15 protein-coding genes and 1 tRNA gene are annotated in these 17,866 nt (G+C 42.0%); 12 read left to right on the top strand and 4 right to left on the bottom strand.

The features are described 5' to 3' along the window. Positions 1 to 12 precede the first annotated feature (12 nt). The 4 genes from AACU33_RS15640 (at position 13) to AACU33_RS15625 (ending at position 4,820) form a co-directional block, all read left to right on the top strand. A complete protein-coding gene (locus tag AACU33_RS15640) occupies positions 13 to 1,485 on the top strand; it encodes a malectin domain-containing carbohydrate-binding protein (RefSeq protein WP_096589561.1) in 1,473 nt (490 codons plus the stop codon). Positions 1,486 to 1,535: 50 nt separating this feature from the next. Beyond that, positions 1,536 to 3,272 (top strand): glycosyl hydrolase family 28-related protein, encoded by a 1,737-nt coding sequence (locus AACU33_RS15635; RefSeq protein ID WP_096589560.1) that lies wholly within the window; start codon positions 1,536 to 1,538, stop codon positions 3,270 to 3,272. Between the two features lie 146 nt (positions 3,273 to 3,418). Beyond that, entirely contained in the window at positions 3,419 to 3,967 is a 549-nt protein-coding gene (locus AACU33_RS15630) for a 3D domain-containing protein (protein ID WP_096589559.1), read from the top strand. A 22-nt stretch (positions 3,968 to 3,989) separates the two neighbouring features. Next, on the top strand, positions 3,990 to 4,820 hold the full coding sequence (locus tag AACU33_RS15625) for a glycoside hydrolase family 19 protein (protein ID WP_096589558.1): 831 nt from the start codon (positions 3,990 to 3,992) through the stop codon (positions 4,818 to 4,820). A gap of 282 nt (positions 4,821 to 5,102) precedes the next feature. Here AACU33_RS15625 and AACU33_RS15620 read toward each other — a convergent pair whose 3' ends face one another. Beyond that, positions 5,103 to 5,579: a DUF559 domain-containing protein gene (locus AACU33_RS15620; RefSeq protein ID WP_339376047.1), complete on the bottom strand. Its 477-nt coding sequence runs from the start codon at positions 5,577 to 5,579 to the stop codon at positions 5,103 to 5,105. A gap of 126 nt (positions 5,580 to 5,705) precedes the next feature. On the opposite strand from AACU33_RS15620, the gene AACU33_RS15615 reads away from it, so the two are divergent. Further along, positions 5,706 to 6,719 (top strand): IS701 family transposase, encoded by a 1,014-nt coding sequence (locus AACU33_RS15615; protein WP_096586464.1) that lies wholly within the window; start codon positions 5,706 to 5,708, stop codon positions 6,717 to 6,719. Between the two features lie 1,473 nt (positions 6,720 to 8,192). On the opposite strand, the gene AACU33_RS15610 is transcribed toward AACU33_RS15615, so the two are convergent. The 3 genes from AACU33_RS15610 to AACU33_RS15600 all read right to left on the bottom strand — a co-directional run bounded on the left by AACU33_RS15610 (position 8,193) and on the right by AACU33_RS15600 (position 9,912). Then, a tRNA-Ala gene (locus AACU33_RS15610) sits at positions 8,193 to 8,265 on the bottom strand. A 34-nt stretch (positions 8,266 to 8,299) separates the two neighbouring features. Then, positions 8,300 to 9,025: an HAD family hydrolase gene (locus AACU33_RS15605; protein ID WP_096589556.1), complete on the bottom strand. Its 726-nt coding sequence runs from the start codon at positions 9,023 to 9,025 to the stop codon at positions 8,300 to 8,302. Then, positions 9,022 to 9,912, bottom strand: coding sequence for a class I SAM-dependent methyltransferase (locus AACU33_RS15600; RefSeq protein WP_096589555.1), 891 nt, complete (start codon positions 9,910 to 9,912; stop codon positions 9,022 to 9,024). The genes AACU33_RS15605 and AACU33_RS15600 overlap by 4 nt, the downstream gene beginning before the upstream one ends. Positions 9,913 to 10,213: 301 nt before the next feature. Between AACU33_RS15600 and AACU33_RS15595 the strand changes: the two genes are divergently transcribed. The 7 genes from AACU33_RS15595 to AACU33_RS15565 all read left to right on the top strand — a co-directional run bounded on the left by AACU33_RS15595 (position 10,214) and on the right by AACU33_RS15565 (position 17,842). Continuing rightward, positions 10,214 to 11,395: an RtcB family protein gene (locus AACU33_RS15595; RefSeq protein WP_096589554.1), complete on the top strand. Its 1,182-nt coding sequence runs from the start codon at positions 10,214 to 10,216 to the stop codon at positions 11,393 to 11,395. Positions 11,396 to 11,495: 100 nt separating this feature from the next. Beyond that, the gene (locus tag AACU33_RS15590; protein ID WP_096589553.1) at positions 11,496 to 12,377 is read left to right on the top strand and encodes an ATP-grasp domain-containing protein; all 882 of its coding nucleotides are present in this window, start codon (positions 11,496 to 11,498) and stop codon (positions 12,375 to 12,377) included. Between the two features lie 159 nt (positions 12,378 to 12,536). Further along, positions 12,537 to 13,913, top strand: a complete 1,377-nt coding sequence (locus AACU33_RS15585; RefSeq protein ID WP_096587106.1) for a transposase — start codon at positions 12,537 to 12,539, stop codon at positions 13,911 to 13,913. Positions 13,914 to 14,123: 210 nt separating this feature from the next. Beyond that, positions 14,124 to 15,641, top strand: coding sequence for a thioredoxin-like domain-containing protein (locus tag AACU33_RS15580; RefSeq protein ID WP_096589552.1), 1,518 nt, complete (start codon positions 14,124 to 14,126; stop codon positions 15,639 to 15,641). Positions 15,642 to 15,895: 254 nt separating this feature from the next. Beyond that, positions 15,896 to 16,246 carry a DUF952 domain-containing protein gene (locus AACU33_RS15575; protein ID WP_096589551.1) on the top strand — a complete coding sequence of 117 codons (351 nt, stop codon included), beginning with the start codon at positions 15,896 to 15,898 and terminating at the stop codon, positions 16,244 to 16,246. A 37-nt stretch (positions 16,247 to 16,283) separates the two neighbouring features. Next, a complete protein-coding gene (locus tag AACU33_RS15570) occupies positions 16,284 to 16,472 on the top strand; it encodes a DUF4089 domain-containing protein (protein WP_096589550.1) in 189 nt (62 codons plus the stop codon). Beyond that, entirely contained in the window at positions 16,469 to 17,842 is a 1,374-nt protein-coding gene (locus AACU33_RS15565) for an AtzE family amidohydrolase (protein WP_096589549.1), read from the top strand. Before AACU33_RS15570 ends, AACU33_RS15565 begins: the two co-directional genes overlap by 4 nt. The last annotated feature ends 24 nt before the right edge of the window (positions 17,843 to 17,866 follow it).

Genomic DNA, 17,866 nt, shown 5'->3' with positions numbered 1-17,866 from the left:
CAGGAGAATTTTATGGTGGACTCAATTCGCATTAATGCTGGTGGAGGAGCGATCGGCATCTATGGTGCAGATGCCTACTACAGTGGCGGTCAAAGCGCGTCGAGTAATGTCCCCGTCGATAGTAAGGGCGTTTATTACCCAGCAAACCAAGAAGTTTATCAGACTGAACGCTACGGCACCTTCACCTACACCTTTACAGGACTGGTTCCGAATGCCATCCATACTGTCAAGCTCCACTTTAACGAACACTTCTGGGACTCGGTTGGCAAGCGCAAATTTAACGCTGCGATTAACGGCAGCCAAGTCCTATGGGATTATGACATTTTCTCCCAAGCTGGCGGCATTAATAAGGCGATCGCTGAAGAATTTGTAGTGACCTCAGATGCCAGGGGGCAGATTGTAGTGAACTTCACGCCTGGCGCTGCCGACCAGCCCACAGTCAGCGGCTTTGAAATCAACCAAGGCACCCCTCCGCGCAACAATATGCTCTTGGGTTGCTTTCCTGGCTACGCTAATATCAACGACATAGAATCCTGGTTGGGTAAAAAGCACGCCGTGCAGGTCATGTTCACAAGCTGGGACTCGAACAACAAGGAGCAGGCTTTCACTACGATGAATCAGATCTGGGATAGTGGAAGTGTACCTCTGGTGACATGGGAAGCCTTCACTGATGACAAAAATCGCTATGCACCAGCGAATATTGATGCACTAATCGCCAACGGCAGCTACGATAGCTATTTGAACGATTGGGCTGACTCCATGAAGAGCTTCCTGGCAGGTTCTGGCGGTGTATACGGCGATGCTGATGACCGTCGAGTTTACCTGCGATTTGCCCATGAGATGAACGGCGACTGGTATCCCTGGTCTGCCAGCTATAAAAACTCCCAGAACACGCCCACAGATTATATCAATATGTGGCAGCATGTTTGGACAGTTTTCAAAAATAAAGGCATCGACAGTAATCATTTGCAGTGGCTCTGGACACCCATGAATACCGATGTAGGCAGCCCGCTCAACAAGGCTGAGTCTTACTGGCCGGGCGATGCCTACGTTGATTGGGTTGGCATTGACGCTTACAACTGGGGCACTGGCCCGTCTTGGTCAAACTGGACACCTCCCGTCGCACTGCTAGACGACATGATTAACAGGCTCACAGGCTACGGCAAGCCGATAGCAATTCCAGAGTGGGGCACAACTAGTGATAACTACGGCAGCAACAATGTTGGCGCGAAAGGTCAGTGGATTGTTGAAATGTTCGACTACCTCTCGGTCAAACCCCAAATCAAAATGCTTTGTTACTTCAACATTGATAAAGAGACTGACTGGGCTATTTTTGGCGGAGCTCGCGGCGACAGCACCTATACCATAGGCTCCACCGTCCAGCAGGTCTACTCTAACTACAAAGCACGAGTCGGTAAAGACTACATTATCCCAGGCAACAACAGTCCCCAACGAATAACAGATGACCACTTCAAAGGACTGTAAACATTCCATCCCGGATAGTTCGACAAACCTACTCAATCAGCAAGAACACCATGAAATTTTCATCGATCGACAACGTTGCACTAGCCACCGCAGGGGTCATCACCATACCCTATGATGAAATTCAAGCTGAAAATGCCGACCATAACGGCACGGTAATTGATGGACGCAATGACCGTACCTATCCAGGGTTGGCAAATGAAGCAATTGAACGTCGCGCCGTGAAACTCGATACCGTAGGGCAATATGTCGAGTTCACCGTACCACGCGATGCAAACTCAATCGTCGTCCGTTACGCCATTCCCGACTCAGCCGATGGTGCAGGGCTAACAACACCTATTGGCTTATACATTAACGGTGAAAAACGCCCCGACCTAATCTTGACATCGAAATACAGTTGGATTTATGGTACTTATCCATTCAATAACAATCCCGGCGACATCAGACCGCATCACTTTTATGATGAGGTGAATCGGCTAACACCACAGATGTCTGCGGGCGACAAGGTTCGGCTGATGGTGGAGTCAAATAGTACCGCACCCTGGTACATCATTGACCTAGTTGATTTTGAGCAAGTAGCACCTGCTTATGCAATGCCAGAGGGATATCTGTCGCTGACCGCTGATTTTGGTGCAGATCCGTCCGGCGTACAGGATTCCACTACTGCTTTCCAAAATGCGCTTGATGCATCATCAAGTCAGCGTCGGGGATTATGGATTGCACCTGGCGAGTACAAAATTAGCACTTGGCTACAGGTACGCGACAATGTAACGCTCAAGGGTGCAGGTATCTGGCATTCCAAGATTCACTTTGTGGCGCAGACTGGTAACAACGCCGGACTTATGGGGCCTTGGAATACAGGGACATCCGCACAAAATGTCAACTTTTCGGATTTTGCAATTTGGGGCGAGGTTACCCAGCGCGTTGATAACGACCAACTCAACGGTATCGGCGGCGCCTACTCGAACTCGACGTTTACGAACCTGTGGATCGAGCATAACAAGTGTGGTATGTGGCTGGACGGGCCTTTTGACAAGCTGACCATCAAAAATGTCCGAATCCGCAATCAGCAAGCAGACGGGATCAACTTCCACAGACAGGTCACCAATTCCACCGTTACACAATCATTTTTCCGCAACACAGGCGATGACTCTCTGGCAATGTGGAACGAAGGAGGTGGCGGTTTCAATACCTTCTCGTTCAACCGCGTTGAAATACCAGTGCTGGCAAACGGAATCGCCATCTATGGGGGTGAATCTAACGCCGTCACCGACAACTACGTTGCTGACCAGCAGGCTGAAGGGGGTGGTATCCACATTGGCAACCGCTTCCCCGGAATTCGCCCAATCAGCGGTACAACGGTAATTGCCCGCAACGTAATTGTCCGCGCAGGTTCACAGGATTATTACAATAGCTGGAACTTCGGTACAGGTGCGCTGTGGTTCTACGCCCTTGATACAGATATGGCGGGCGCTATCCTTGTTGAAGATAACCAAATCATCGACAGCAACTATGAAGCGATTCATTTCATTGGCAGCAGCGTTACCAATGTAACCTTCAACCGCAACCAGATTATCGGTGCTGGTACTTACGCGATGGAAATCCGTTGTGCGGGTGGGGTAACAATTAGTAATACAACAGCCACAGGTCTGGGACATGGCGGTATTTTAAACTGCCGAACAGACTTTGCGATCGCTGATGGCGGCGGTAACGGTGACTGGATCGCCCAAACACCAGTCTGCCCCGATCCTTATCCAAAACCGATTTATACTCCGGTAGCAACATCATAACTGGGAGAAAGCTTGATTTGGGTGCAAATGGAGTAGTAGTAAAAGATGCGATCGCCTTCAACTCATTTGAAAATCCCTATATGTCAAGCATACAAAAAAGCAGATGTTGCAATTAATACTTGAAAGTATTTATTTGGAATTCATTTATGTCTTGTACACTCGGTAATTCCTACATTATCAAGTCAGGAGACACGCTTTTTACCATTGCCCAACAACAATTAGGTGATGGTGAACGCTGGCGTGAGATTCTCAAACCAGATGGTATCGCATTTACAGATGTAGATGCTGCTAATTTGCAAGTAGGTCAGGAAATTTGTATTCCAGGGTCTACTCCTTTTCCTCCTCCTCCCTCCGGTAACCAAATAGCTCTAGAAGCCAGATTTTACAGTATGGAGGAGACGAATTGCCATCTGCCTGCATCCGGCATACATGGGATAACATTGCAAGCTGCACTTGCAGGTCAATTGCAATCACAATGCCAAGGTCAGAGCGTTAGGCGTTTACAGTGTGCAGTAGACCCTAATGTAATTCCCCTGTTAACAAATTTTACCTTGGTGCTTTGGGATGGCAAGCAAGTTCCTGCCGCTGCCCTAGATATAGGTACGGCGATTATAGGTAATAAAATTGACATCTTTGTTGATACCGTTCAAGAAGCAATCAATCTAGGTGTACAGTCTGTCACAGCAATTTTGTAATTTCATTTTTTGGAGTTGATTTATGTCTTGTACACTCGGTAATTCATACACTATCAAGTCGGGAGATACGCTTTCTATTATTGCCCAACAACAATTAGGTGATAGTAACCGTTGGCGTGAAATTCTCAAACCAGATGGCACTCCCTTCACAGATGCAGATGCCTCAAATTTACAAGTAGGTCAAGAAATCTGCATTCCTAACGGGTCTGTCACTCCACCAGCCCCTCCCCCAACTCCACCGGACAATAGTTTCGCAGGTATTGTATCGCGCCAAACCTTCGAGGCTCTATTCCCAAACCGAAACGGTTTTTACTCCTACGACGGTCTGGTGGCTGCCACGCAGAAATATCCCAGCTTCTGCAATGAAGGATCTAACGAGCAATGTAGACGTGAGGCGGCTGCATTCCTAGCAAATGTTACCCAAGAAACGGGGTTTTTACAATACATTGAGGAACTGAACACAGCAGTATGGGGTAACTACTGCGATCCCACAACCTATCCGTGTGTGCAGGGTAAAACTTATCATGGTCGCGGGCCAATCCAGTTGTCGTGGAACTACAACTATGCTGTATGTGGGGCAGCTCTTGGTATCGATCTACTCAATAACCCTGATTTGGTCTCAACAGATAGTGCTATTTCCTTCATGACCGCCCTATGGTTCTGGATGACATCGTGCCACGACGCTATCCGCAACTCTGGTTTCGGCATGACAATCTCCATCATCAATGGTGGCATCGAATGTGGGCCGAATGCGTCCCCAGAAGGCAGACAGCAAGCTCAAAATCGAATTAATTTTTATCTGGATTTTTGCCAGAAGTTGGGGGTATCACCTGGCGAAAATCTTTCCTGCTAAGTAGTCAAACATCTCTGTTATAAGAGTTATAACTTAGCTCGACTTTATCCAAAATTAAGAACTTGGCTTTCCTTATCCGGCAAAAATCCTGGTTTTTTGGCAAATACTTTTTCTATGTCACTAATTTGCACTCAAGTCTAAAAACTAAAACTACAGTCCCGTAATGGTTTCAGCCTCGGGTTTTGGGCTTCGTAAAAATGGATAAAGTCGAGCTAACAGAGACGCAACTGGTGGCGATCGCACTTTAGTTTTTCTTCAAATCACTGTCATTACATTTCCCTATTATTGTGTCATAAGTTCAATCAATTCGCTCACTACAGCCTCTGGCTCATTTTCACAAAGCTCAGCATCAAATCTATGAACTCTCACACCGCTATGTTCAAATAATCTTTCTCTTTCATGTTCCTTAGCCCGTTTTTGGGGCAAGTGCCAATAACCATCTATCTCCAGAATTGCCCACTTAAAGCCTTTGGCTGTGGGACAACAAACTAAGAAGTCAGGCTCAAAGCTTTTATGATATCGTCCCAAACGCATCAAGCTGTTTGGTAAGTACATTAATCCTCGCTTCTCAAGTACCTGTGCTACTTTTATTTCTGTACGAGAGCGGAAACGCATCGTTTTCCATTTATATATTTGGTTAGGGAAAAATAAAGAACAGTGATTTATTCCTAAAGTGTCATATATCGTTCCCTGAAAGTTTGTGCTAGTAAGACAGGACTTACGCAACTGGCACAATGCGATCGTTAGTTCATAGTACATAGGTATTAATTAAATCTGATTTTGAAAGCTTTGCCTTCGTAATAGAAGTCGCTGTCTTGGAAGTACTATCGAAATATTCGTGAGAAAATAGGTAGAGGTTATATTAGATAAATTTCGCTAAGGGTAATGAGATTTACTAAGCTTAATTACTGCCAATATTTATTAAGTAGTCAAATTAATTATACAATTACCAATTTGGCAGAGCATTTAGAGAGTATTAGTCATGACGCAATTAACTATTATTTGAAAACCGAAAAATTAACACCTCGTTTACTATGGGATAACGTGAAAGAGGTCGTTGAGTCTGATGAAAATGGTTACATCATATTTGATGATAGCGTTTTAGATAAAAAGTATTCTGAAGAAATAGAAATAGTCAGAAGACAATATAGTGGTAATGAGCATGGTGTCCTGAAAGGCATTGGTGTAGTTAGCTGCGTGTATGTCAACCCTACACTTCAAAGATTTTGGGTCATAGATTATCGAATTTTTAATCCTGATGTCGATGGGAAAACCAAGATAGACCATGTGAAAGATATGCTCCAAAACCTTGTGTATCATAAGCTTTTACCATTTGATACTGTTTTGATGGATACATGGTATGCGGTACACAGTTTAATGCTATATATTGATAGCTTAGACAAAATTTATTATTGCCCTTTAAAAAATAATCGTTTAGTTGATGATACATTTGGTCAAGAAAAATATAAACGGATTGAATTATTAGAATGGAACCAAGAAGAATTAGACTGTGGTAAAATCATAAAAATTAAAGGATTCCCAGCTAATAAAAAAGTGAAACTATTCCGGGTTACTGTTTCTACCAACAGAACGGATTATGTCGCCACTAACGATTTATCTCAAAGTTCCACGGATGTTGTACAACAGGTGTGTAAAATTCGTTGGAAAATAGAGGAGTTTCACAGGGAAATTAAACAACTAACTGGCATTGAATCTTGCCAGTGTCGGAAAGCTAGACTCCAAAGAAATCATATTGCTTGTGCAATGTTGGTTTGGGTTAGGTTAAAGAATTTAGCCTATAGAACTGGCAAAACTATCTATCAAATCAAGCATAACTTGCTTTCTAATTATTTAATTCAGCAACTGAAGCGCCCAAGTATTTTTATGTGCTTGGTTTGATTTATATTGTCGCGTGTCAGGGCTGTGCCCTGCCTGCTATTTGTGCCAATTGCGTAAGTCCTATTTACAACAAAGTAAGGGTACGGGTATACCGTCATGGTGGCTACTGAACTACCACCCCCCTAATTTTTATTTTGGCAAGTCAAAGCGGGGGCAAAATCCCTGACATGCTGCCACAACTCTACAAATCCTGTAGAGACTGAGTTTCATGATTCTCAATACCAATCAATTTTTATTTTGTGTGTGTAAAAAATTAGCTTTTAAGTAGACTTGTTAAAATTATCTGCTCAAGGCAGTAGAGATAAGCATTTTAGAGGGTAAGGTTTCAATAACCTTCCTACTGGGTGGTGGGTTGAAAGTGAAAAACACCTCAAACCATTAAGGAGACAAGGAGTTTCAATAACCCTCCCGCTCGGTGGTGGGTTGAAAGCAGCCAATTTGGATCTTCTTCTGCCAACTCAATCCTGGGTTTCAATCACCCAGCCCTTTCAACACGAACAAATGAACTACTCAATCAAAGGCTGAAACCCGCTCCCAGACTGGGGCAACAAATGATGCTTCTAAGCTATCGAACTTGATTATGCGATCGCACATCCAAAAACGGTCAATTTATTGCCTCTTGAATCGAGCATTTTTGTGCAGAATTGAGCGTGAGTTTGATTGTGTAAGGGTTGAGGGGGCGTGTATTGTTTGCAGAAAATCTAGTACAAATGAACGCGTTGAAAGGGCTGGTTTCAATAACCCTCCCGCTCGGTGGTGGGTTGAAAGATTGCTAAAAATGCTCCGCGCTGGCAACCGACCAGGTTTCAATAACCCTCCCGCTCGGTGGTGGGTTGAAAGCATACTCTTATCTTCTTCGTGCCCATGCTGAAGTCAAATTTCAATAACCCTCCTGCTCGGTGGTGGGTTGAAAGTTTTCTTGTGTTTATACGCCTTGGAGGCATGACGCGTTTCAATAACTCCCCAGTCAGTAAGTCGTGGGTTGAAAGAACTAATGTTTGATGTTTAACTTTTACATCTTTACTATAGTAGAATTATTTACTAGGGTGGTTTGAAAGGAGCGCTGCGATCGCACCAAAAAATGCAAGCAGCGTTTTAAGGTAACAAAACAGTGGCTTCAGTGAAAGCTGCAAAAGCAGAAATTAATTTTTATAATTAGACCGAAAATAAACTGCTCCAGATATATACCCCGGAGCGATACAAAGCTCTGGGATAATGTGAGGCAATTTAATAATTTGTAATTAAAAAGTCTTAGATTTGCTGTAAAGTCCTAAATTTGATTTCATATATCTGGCAAAAACTAACCTCTTATTTTGGACAATAATTCTTTAAAACTGGTTTCAACTCTGGACAATAATTCTTTAAAACTGGATTGATGGCTGAAAGGCAGGAGATTACGTAACTTATGTCCTCTAACTACATCAAATTGGACAATAATTCTTTAAAACTGACAACAATTATTTAATGGACAAATGGAGAATAGGGAACTCGAATCCCTGACCTCTGCGGTGCGATCGCAGCGCTCTACCAGCTGAGCTAATTCCCCTGACTAATTTTTGTACTCACCATTTTTAATTATATCATTCATTGGTAGCTGATTTTAATTCTTTTTGAGTATAAACTTCCTGCACTCTTTCGAGTTCTAAATCAGTCAAATAATCCACAGTCCAGTTACAACAGCGCTGAAGCATATGAAAGGGGTAAGTATTGGCGACACCTACTACTTGCATTTGCGCTCGTTTTGCAGCTTGGATACCTGCGGGGGTATCTTCAATTGCCAAACACTCTTGTGGTTGCAGATTTAAGTCAGGATATTTTTGGTTTAGCCTTTCCACTGCTAATAGATAACCATCGGGTTTTGGTTTACTGGTAGTAATATCATCACCAGCTACTATTACTGAAAAATGTTCGGCTAGGTTAGCGCGTTCGAGTACTAAATCGATTTCTTTACGAATTGCACCGCTAACTAACCCGATTGTGAGATTGCGCGAACGCACCTGAAATATCAAGTCGTCTAAACCTGAATACAAAGGCAGTTTTTCTAATTTCTCTAGTTCCAAGACATATGCTTGCGCCTTGCGGTTGAGCAATTGAGTTAAATATTCTTCACTGACCACACGACCGCGATTATGCAATAATTCTTGAAAACAAGCGCGATCGCTACGTCCTAAAGAAGCTTGACGCTCTTTTTCTCGTTGGGGTTGAAGATTCTCCTCGATCAGAATTTCATCTATCAGTCGCAGATGGATTTGCTCATCATTAATGATGACACCATTAAAATCAAATAAAACTGCCTTTAAACTCATGCTCTTATGCCAAAAACTGGGGAACCTAGCTCCTCCAAATCACTGCTATCTATTGATTTTGATACGTACTGACGAACTTGTTGGCGGTTGGACAGAGGTTTGACACCGCTACTTAGCTGATGCATCCACCAAACATCTTGGGTTGGCAATGCTTCAAATCCTGCTTTACTTATACTCTCATTCAAATTGAGAGCAGCATACTCGCGAAGATATGGCTCCTCAATAACATCTTTGAGCCATTCTAGCTGACGCAGGGCCTTTTGATTAATATCTAGAATTAATACTTGTCCTCCCACCACGAGTAAGCGAAAACATTCCTGGAGAATTGCTTGGGATACAGCAGTTGGAATTTCCCGAAATAACAAAGTAGCTGTTACTAAGTCAAAAGAAGCATCGGGGAAGGCTGTTTTCTCGGCATTACCATGTCGCCAAGCTATATCTAAACCGGCAGTTGTGGCTTTTTGTTCTGCCATTACCAACATATATGCAGATAAATCTAATCCTATGACTTCTGCTTGCGGGAAAGCCTGTTTTAGCATCAAGGTATTAGAACCTGTACCGCAACCTAAATCCAGTATGCGTCGTGGTTGGACTTTAATTGCATCAATCACAGCCTGACGTACAAGGCTTTCATTAGGAGGCAGCAGGTATTGAATAATCGGATCGTAGGAAACTACTACCTTAGGGTTAAGATAACCGCCCTCCATGCCACGAAATTTGTAGCTACTGTAGTAAGAGGGGATTGCAACATCAGCTCTTTGAAAGCGATCGCTTTGTTTGTTCCAGTCAATACTTAGAGCATAACGTTCTAACCCCTCTTCATCAATCAAAAACCGGACTACAGGGGATAAAAAACGTTCCCAGAATGGATTTAGCGGAATCGCCATAGAATTGAGCTATTGCAACCACAGTGATGTTATTTACAAATTTTAATATATTTCTCAGGAATCGGCTTTTGTTCGGGGAGCGATGCCTTCTGTTTCAGAGACGCTAACGCGGTGACTCCTTCCCAATTATTGACGCCGTAAATCATATATACTACATTTGTATTACAAACTATCAAAGCTGAGGAACGCTGCTTCAGCCTAATTAAGCTAGATGTAAATTAATACAATTAATCGTGATGTATATGCGTAAGAATACGCTTAATTTCAAATTACACTGGAACAATCTTATATAGAGGAAATTATGCCCTACGAAAAGTTAGAAATTACTACACCAACACCAGTTTTATCTTGGGCTAATCATGAATTAGGGCCAGAAGAAACTAAAATGGCCAAAAATGTAGCATCATTGCCATTTGTATTTAAACACGTAGCATTAATGCCAGATGTTCATTTAGGTAAAGGTGCCTTAGTGGGTTCTGTATTGGCAACAAAAGAAGCAATTATACCTGCTGCTGTTGGTGTAGATGTTGGCTGCGGAATGTGTGCGATTAAAATGCCATTTACTGGCGAACAATTAGAAGGAAAGCTGAAGAAAATTCGCTTAGATATTGAAGCAGCAATTCCTACTGGATTCAACGAAAATAAAGAGGTTGAAAAATCTGTTAGTAATTGGCAACGCTGGAATGACTTTAAAGATTTACATCGCGGCGTGCAAAATCTGGAAAGTAAAGCGATGAAACAAATGGGTTCTCTTGGCGGAGGTAATCATTTTATTGAGATTTGCCTCGATACAGAAAATCAAGTTTGGTTGATGCTACATTCCGGTTCGCGTAACATCGGTAATAATTTAGCGCAGTGCCATATTAATACAGCCAAAGAATTAGCAAAGATGGCAGGTAATAACTTACCAGATCCAGATTTAGCTCATTTTGTAGCTGGTACACCAGAATTTGAAGCATACTGGAATGATTTACAATGGGCACAAGATTATGCAAGATTCAACCGCGATGTAATGATGGCGCGATTTAAGCACATTGTCGAAAAACACTTAGCAGGTGGTAAATCAACTAAACCCTTATTACAAGTAAATTGCCATCATAATTACGCCGAAAAAGAAGTACATTTTGGCGAAGATGTGTATGTTACCCGTAAAGGTGCAGTCCGTGCCCAAACAGAAGACTATGGCATAATTCCTGGTTCAATGGGAGCAAAATCTTTTATTGTCAAAGGTAAAGGTAATGCTCATAGCTTTTGTTCTTGCAGTCATGGTGCAGGCAGATTACTATCGAGAAATAAGGCAAAAAATGTCTATACTCTCGATGATTTAATTGAGCAAACCAAGGGCGTAGAATGCCGTAAAGATGAGGGCGTATTAGATGAAATTCCTGGTGCTTATAAGCCAATAGATCGAGTGATGGAAAATCAAGCAGATTTAGTGGAAGTTGTAGCAACACTCAAGCAAGTCTTATGCGTGAAGGGATAAGCTAGGGTAGGGGCACAGCAATGTTGTACCCTTCTGTGCCCTTCTGCAAATTTAGCGTTCAAAGCATGAATTCTATTGAAATGAAAAGCGCTGTAAATAAATGATTGTTTTAAGCGAAGCTACCGAACAAATAGAAGCATCAGCCAGCGCTAGCGAAAATAAATTAATGACCGAAGCTGCTCAAATATTAGGCTTTAAAGTCTACCATATACCAAGAGATTTTCAACGCTGTGGTACAGCAGAAAATGCTTTATGGCATATTCCTGAATATCCAGAAGAAACTGCTGGTATTTGGATAGGATATATTCCAGAATTAGAACGATATCAAGCCATATATCAAGCTGCTTTAGCTAAAGGCGTAAAATTACTCAATACTCCGTTAGAGCATCAGACAGCGCTAGAATTTGACTTGTTTTACCCGCATTTACAAGGATTAACGCCTGATAGTGTAATAATTACATCTACGCAAGAATGTATCAAAGCAGGTGAATTATTGGGATTTCCTGTATTTATTAAAGGTGCAGTTCAGTCAAGAAAACAGCAAGGATGGGAGTCTTGCGTAGCCAATAATCAAGAAGAATTAATCAAGTTAACAGAATGGTTATTAAAACTCAAATATGGTTCACGAGGTAGAGTAATTGTCAGAAAGTTAGTGAAGCTGCGACATCAACGTCTAGCTCCGAATGGCTTTCCAATGGGAAGAGAATTTAGATGTTTTATTTATAATCATCAAATTCTTAAATATCGATATTATTGGGATAGTAAAGATGATTTGAGTAAGTTATCTCCACAAGAAGAAAAGCAAGTGTTAAACTTGGCACTTATAGCATCTAAATGTCTTAAAGTTCCTTATGTGGCAATTGATATTGGGCAATTAGAAAGTGGCGAGTGGATTGTCATAGAAACAGCAGATGCTCAATTTGCTGGTATCTGTCAAATTCCGCCACTTGAATTATGGAATAAATTGAAAGATATATCTTAAAATAATTTGTAATTAAAATAGATGTAGGGTGGGTATCGCCAGCCCTTTCAACGCGAACAAATGAACTACTTCATGAATATCTGAAACCCAACCCCAGTAAGGAATGTGAGGTACGACTTCGATGTATCCTCAACATATTCAACTGTTTTGGGCATCAAAATGCTATCCGCCATCTTTGAACAATTTGTGCAAGAAAGTCCAATAAGTGTGATGGCACGAGGATTAATGGAGCGAGTATTCGCCCCAGAAATCATGGATAAATTATTTGAAACCCATGCAAAAGTCCAATACCAGCAAGACTTATTGTTTTCCAGCCAAGTTGATTTAATGAGTTTGGTAGTGTGTGGAATTCAGAAATCGGTTCATGCAGCCTACAAAGCAAGAGCTGCGAACTTAATAGTGAGTAGTACTGCACTATATAAAAAGCTCTCTGGCGTGGAACTGGGCGTGAGTCAGGCGTTAGTTAGACAAACAGCAAGCCAATTGCAGTTGCTCATTCAAAAAATGGCAGGAGAACAGCCAAATCCACTACCGGGATATCAACACAGAATTGTTGATGGGACTTGTCTAGGTGCCACAGACCATCGACTAGATGCAATTCGGTTATTTGCAGCTAAGGCTCTACCAGGGAAAGCGATAGTTGTGTCAGATCCACTGTCAAAGCTAGTAATAGATATTTTTCCCTGTGTTGATGCTCATGCCCAAGAGCGTAGTTTATTTGATGATGTACTTTTGAGTGTCAAAGCAAATGAAGTTTGGAATGGAGACCGAAATTTTTGTACAGCCAAGTTTCTGTTTAGGATTGCAAACCAACAAGCTTTTTTTGTGGTTCGTCAACATGGGTCGTTAGGTTATCAACAACTCTCGCAATTAAAAGCTGTAGGTCACACAGATACAGGCAATCTATTTGAGCAGGAAATCGAAATTAATTACGACGGTAATTTGCTGAAATCTCGCCGGATTTTGCTGAAATTGTTCAAACCAACCCGAGACAAGGAATGGGAAATCGCCATTTTGACCAATTTACCCTCTCATGATGCGGATGCTGCAAAAATTGCTGAATTGTATCGTAATCGCTGGAGCCTGGAGACTCTTTTTCAAACTGTAACTGAGAATTTTCACGGCGAAATTCAAACCTTAGCCTATCCCAAAGCAGCTTTATTTTCATTTTCGATGGCATTAACAACATACAACATTCTTGCTACTCTCAAAGCTGCCTTAGGATCTGTACATGGAGTCGGTAAAATTGATGCTAGCTTGTCAGATTTCTATTTAGTTGATGAAATTACTGGCACTTACCGGGGAATGATGATTGCAATTCCAGCCGTCCATTGGCAAGCATTTGAGACCTTTTCTCTTGAGCAAATGGTGTTGGTTTTGCAAGATTTAGCAGCCAGAGTCGAACTTAAATGTTTCCTCAAGGCGATTCGAGGGGTAAAGAAAAAGCGAGAACCTTTAATAGTTGACAGCAAACATCGTCACGTTTCTACTGCGCGACTTTTAGATACCCATCAGAATACTCAAAACAAAAGCTAATATTTCTGGTTTTGACTTAAATCGCCTGGAGGATAATTCAATGCACTTTCATGTCTGCTGCAAACGGCTTTATGCTTTAGAAATTAGTCAGGGTAAGGCTTTTATTAATTATCTCTTACTAGTTCATTTGTTCGCGTTGAAAGGGCTGGCAGTGCTCACCCTACGTATTATCTATTATTTTGTTGTTTTGTGTTAAAAATATAACTATTTATGATACCCCGTGTTAGAGCGCCAGAATTACCACAAAACTCTCCTTGGTTTAACACCGATAAACCATTATCTATTAAGCAACTGAAAGGTAGAGTTATTATCTTAGATTTTTGGACATACTGTTGTATCAATTGTTTGCATATAATACCAGATTTAAAATATTTAGAACAAAAATATCAAGATAGTCTGACAGTTATCGGTGTCCACTCCGCTAAATTTGATAATGAGAAAGAAACGGAAAATATTCGTCAAGCAATCTTGCGTTATGACATCGAACATCCAGTTGTAGTCGATAGTGGTTTTCGGGTTTGGCAAGAGTATGCTGTACGTGCTTGGCCTACTTTGATGATTATCGATCCAGAAGGCTATGTAATTGGCTATGTTGCTGGTGAAGGACATCGTGATACTTTAGATGAACTAATTGAAAAACTAATTCAAGAACATCGGGAAAAAGGCACAATTAATTTTCAAGAACTCAGCCTGAATTTAGAAAAACAACGTCAACCATTAATTACACCCTTAGCTTTTCCTGGTAAAGTACTAGCGACACCAGCAGGTTTATTTATCGCGGACTCTGGTCATCATCGTCTAGTGATGAGTAGTTTTGCAAGGGAAGTTATGCATGTAATTGGCACAGGAAAATCTGGATTAGTTGACGGTAATTTTAACGAAGCACAGTTCTCTGCGCCTCAAGGAATGGCATTTGATGCAGATAAACAAATTCTCTACGTTGCTGATACAGAAAATCATGCTTTAAGGCGAGTTGATTTGCAGCGTCAGGTTGTAGAAACTATCACCGGAACTGGTGAACAAAGTCGTAATATTCGTCCTCATGGTGGCGCTGGTTTGGAGACAGCACTAAATTCTCCTTGGGATTTGGTGAAGGTAGGAAATACCCTATTTATTGCGATGGCGGGTAGCCATCAAATTTGGGAAATGGATTTAGAAACAGGGGTAATTAAAACCTATGCTGGTATGGGTGCAGAAGCTTGTATTGATGGTTCTTTGAGTGAATCTGCATTTGCTCAACCTAGCGGTATTAGTAGTAATGGTGAAGAATTATATATTGCTGACAGCGAAGTAAGTTCAATTCGCGGTGTAGGAATAGTTGAACCGCGTTTAGTTAGAACTGTATGCGGTAGTGGTGATTTATTTGGCTTTGGTGATGTAGATGGACAAAGTGAAAATGTGCGATTACAGCATTGTTTGGGTGTGGAATATTCTCAAAATTATTTATGGGTAGCAGATACTTACAATCACAAAATTAAATTAGTTAGTCCTAGTACGGGTAATTGTCAAACAATTTTGGGCGATGGGGTGATGGGTTTGCAGGATGGACAAGGAAAGAATACTCGCTTTTTTGAACCTTCGGGATTGAGCGTTATGGGTTCAAATTTATATATTGCTGATACTAATAATCATGTGATTCGTTGTGTTGATTTGAATTCGTTCGAGGTGACAACGTTAAAGTTTAAGGGTTTATGTGCGCCGGATGTTTGTGTTCCGTCTAATTTGTAGGGTGTGTTGTCGCGTAGCGCAACGCATCGATATAGCATCAATAATTCATTAACGGATACTTGGGTTTATATTTCACTAAGGTTCAGTTAAGAGAGATTGTAGGGGCACGGCATCCATAATTTTTTGGGGTATACAGTTATCTTATCAGTGCCCTGCCCCTACGAAATATTGCATCTCAGCCTAACTGAACTGTATTAGTTTATATTGAGGTAGGAATTACCTCTTAATGATATTCGTAAAATGATACAAGTGACATGAAAAATATTCTTCATATTACGCAAGCAGAACAATGGGAACAAGCAAAAATTAACGGTAACTATCGCGCTGATTCGCTAGATACTGAGGGTTTTATCCATTGTTCGGAACTTAGTCAAATAGTTAAAGTTGCAAATAGTTTTTTTCGGAATCAGAAGGGATTGGTATTACTATTTATTAATGCAGATAAAATTAAGGCTGAAATACGTTATGAGGAGGCGGAAATAGGTGAGTTATTTCCGCATATTTATGGGGAGTTAAATATTGATGCTGTGTTTCAGGTAATTGATTTTAAATCTGGGGAAGATGGTTTGTTTGAGTTGCCGCTAGAAGTTGTAAATTTAGATTGACGAACCGCAGAGGCGCGGAGGACGCAGAGGAGGAGAGATGGAGAGTCAAGGGTTTGATGTGGGTGAGTATGTGGATAGGATGGCGTTGTTGGTGGATTTGCAACTGAGGGATGAGTATCGTGATGGGGTGGTGGCCAATTTTGAGAGAATTAAAGCGATCGCTCTTCTTGTAAATGAATTCCCCATACCAGAAGATATTGAAGTTGCACCCATATTTGAACCATGAATGATGCTGTATCAATAGCTGCGGCTGTGCGTGAGGGTAAGGTTAGCGCGGTGGAGGTGACTCAGGCGGCGTTAGCTAAAATTGCTGCACGGGATAATGAACTTAATAGTTTTACGGCGGTAATTGCGGAAACGGCTTTGGCTGATGCAGCTAGAATTGACAAGGAAATTGCTCAAGGTAATCATCCTGGGGTGTTGGCTGGTGTACCTTTTGCCGCGAAGAATCTCTACGATATCGCTGGGTTGACGACTCTGGCGGGTGCGAAAATTAATGCCGAAAATCCTCCAGCTACTCAAGATGCAACAGCAGTGGCGAAGTTGAAACAAGCTGGTGCGGTGTTGGTGGGTGCGTTAAATATGGATGAGTACGCCTATGGGTTTGTGACGGAAAATGCCCATTATGGTGCGACTCACAACCCTCATGATTTAAAGCGTGTCGCTGGGGGTTCATCTGGGGGTTCGGCGGCGGCGGTGGCGGCGGGTTTGGTTCCATTGACGCTGGGTTCTGATACTAACGGTTCGATTCGGGTTCCGGCGGCTTTTTGTGGAATTTTTGGTTTAAAACCTACTTATGGCAGGTTGTCACGTGCTGGGGTAGCTTTATTTTCTAGCAGTTTTGACCATGTAGGCCCTTTTGCGCGTTCGGTTAGGGATATTGCAACGGCGTTTGATATTCTCCAAGGAGAAGACGATCGCGATCCGGTTTGTACAAAACGTCCGCCTGAATTATGTGTACCACAACTGAATCGAGATATCTCTGGTATCAGAATTGCTATTGCCGATGATTATTTCATGAAGGGTGCGGAACCGGAAGCTTTGGCAGCAGTAGAAAGAGTTGCCCGTGCTTTAGATGTGAATGAGTACGTTACAATACCAGAGGCACACCGCGCTAGGGCAGCAGCCTTTGTAATTACAGCCAGTGAAGGGGCAAATCTGCATTTGGATAAATTGCGATCGCGTCCTCAAGATTTCGATCCAGCAACACGCGATCGCTTTTTGGCTGGGGCGTTAATTCCGAGTCAGTGGTATTTGCAAGCCCAAAGATTTAGAAGATGGTATCGCGATCGCGTCCGCGAAATCTTTCAAAATGTCGATATAATTCTTGCCCCTACTACACCAATTCCAGCCCCATTAATTGGGCAACAAACCACAATTGTAGATGGTGAAGAAATTATTATTCGTCCTCATTTAGGATTATTTACTCAACCATTATCTTTTATTGGTTTACCTGTATTATCAGTCCCAATTCAGCTTCCCAAGGCTTTACCTTTAGGTGTCCAATTAATAGCAGCACCTTACAATGAAGCATTGATTTTAAAAGTTGCATCTGTGCTAGAAGCTCAGGGTATTGTATCAGCACCCATCGCTTAATTTATCCTCATCCTATAAACTCCA

It is taken from the genome of Calothrix sp. NIES-2098, from assembly GCF_963875125.1.
Lineage (GTDB): Bacteria > Cyanobacteriota > Cyanobacteriia > Cyanobacteriales > Nostocaceae > Aulosira.
The sequence above is the reverse complement of the archived record's forward strand: the minus strand, read 5'-3'. Positions and strand labels throughout refer to the sequence as shown.

Coding starts and splice junctions, on each gene's coding strand:
- AACU33_RS15640 (WP_096589561.1), top strand. CDS start 13: ATGGTGGACTCAATTCGCATTAATGCTGGTGGAGGAGCGATCGGCATC.
- AACU33_RS15635 (WP_096589560.1), top strand. CDS start 1,536: ATGAAATTTTCATCGATCGACAACGTTGCACTAGCCACCGCAGGGGTC.
- AACU33_RS15630 (WP_096589559.1), top strand. CDS start 3,419: ATGTCTTGTACACTCGGTAATTCCTACATTATCAAGTCAGGAGACACG.
- AACU33_RS15625 (WP_096589558.1), top strand. CDS start 3,990: ATGTCTTGTACACTCGGTAATTCATACACTATCAAGTCGGGAGATACG.
- AACU33_RS15620 (WP_339376047.1), bottom strand. CDS start 5,579: ATGTACTATGAACTAACGATCGCATTGTGCCAGTTGCGTAAGTCCTGT.
- AACU33_RS15615 (WP_096586464.1), top strand. CDS start 5,706: ATGAGATTTACTAAGCTTAATTACTGCCAATATTTATTAAGTAGTCAA.
- AACU33_RS15605 (WP_096589556.1), bottom strand. CDS start 9,025: ATGAGTTTAAAGGCAGTTTTATTTGATTTTAATGGTGTCATCATTAAT.
- AACU33_RS15600 (WP_096589555.1), bottom strand. CDS start 9,912: ATGGCGATTCCGCTAAATCCATTCTGGGAACGTTTTTTATCCCCTGTA.
- AACU33_RS15595 (WP_096589554.1), top strand. CDS start 10,214: ATGCCCTACGAAAAGTTAGAAATTACTACACCAACACCAGTTTTATCT.
- AACU33_RS15590 (WP_096589553.1), top strand. CDS start 11,496: ATGATTGTTTTAAGCGAAGCTACCGAACAAATAGAAGCATCAGCCAGC.
- AACU33_RS15585 (WP_096587106.1), top strand. CDS start 12,537: ATGCTATCCGCCATCTTTGAACAATTTGTGCAAGAAAGTCCAATAAGT.
- AACU33_RS15580 (WP_096589552.1), top strand. CDS start 14,124: ATGATACCCCGTGTTAGAGCGCCAGAATTACCACAAAACTCTCCTTGG.
- AACU33_RS15575 (WP_096589551.1), top strand. CDS start 15,896: ATGAAAAATATTCTTCATATTACGCAAGCAGAACAATGGGAACAAGCA.
- AACU33_RS15570 (WP_096589550.1), top strand. CDS start 16,284: ATGGAGAGTCAAGGGTTTGATGTGGGTGAGTATGTGGATAGGATGGCG.
- AACU33_RS15565 (WP_096589549.1), top strand. CDS start 16,469: ATGAATGATGCTGTATCAATAGCTGCGGCTGTGCGTGAGGGTAAGGTT.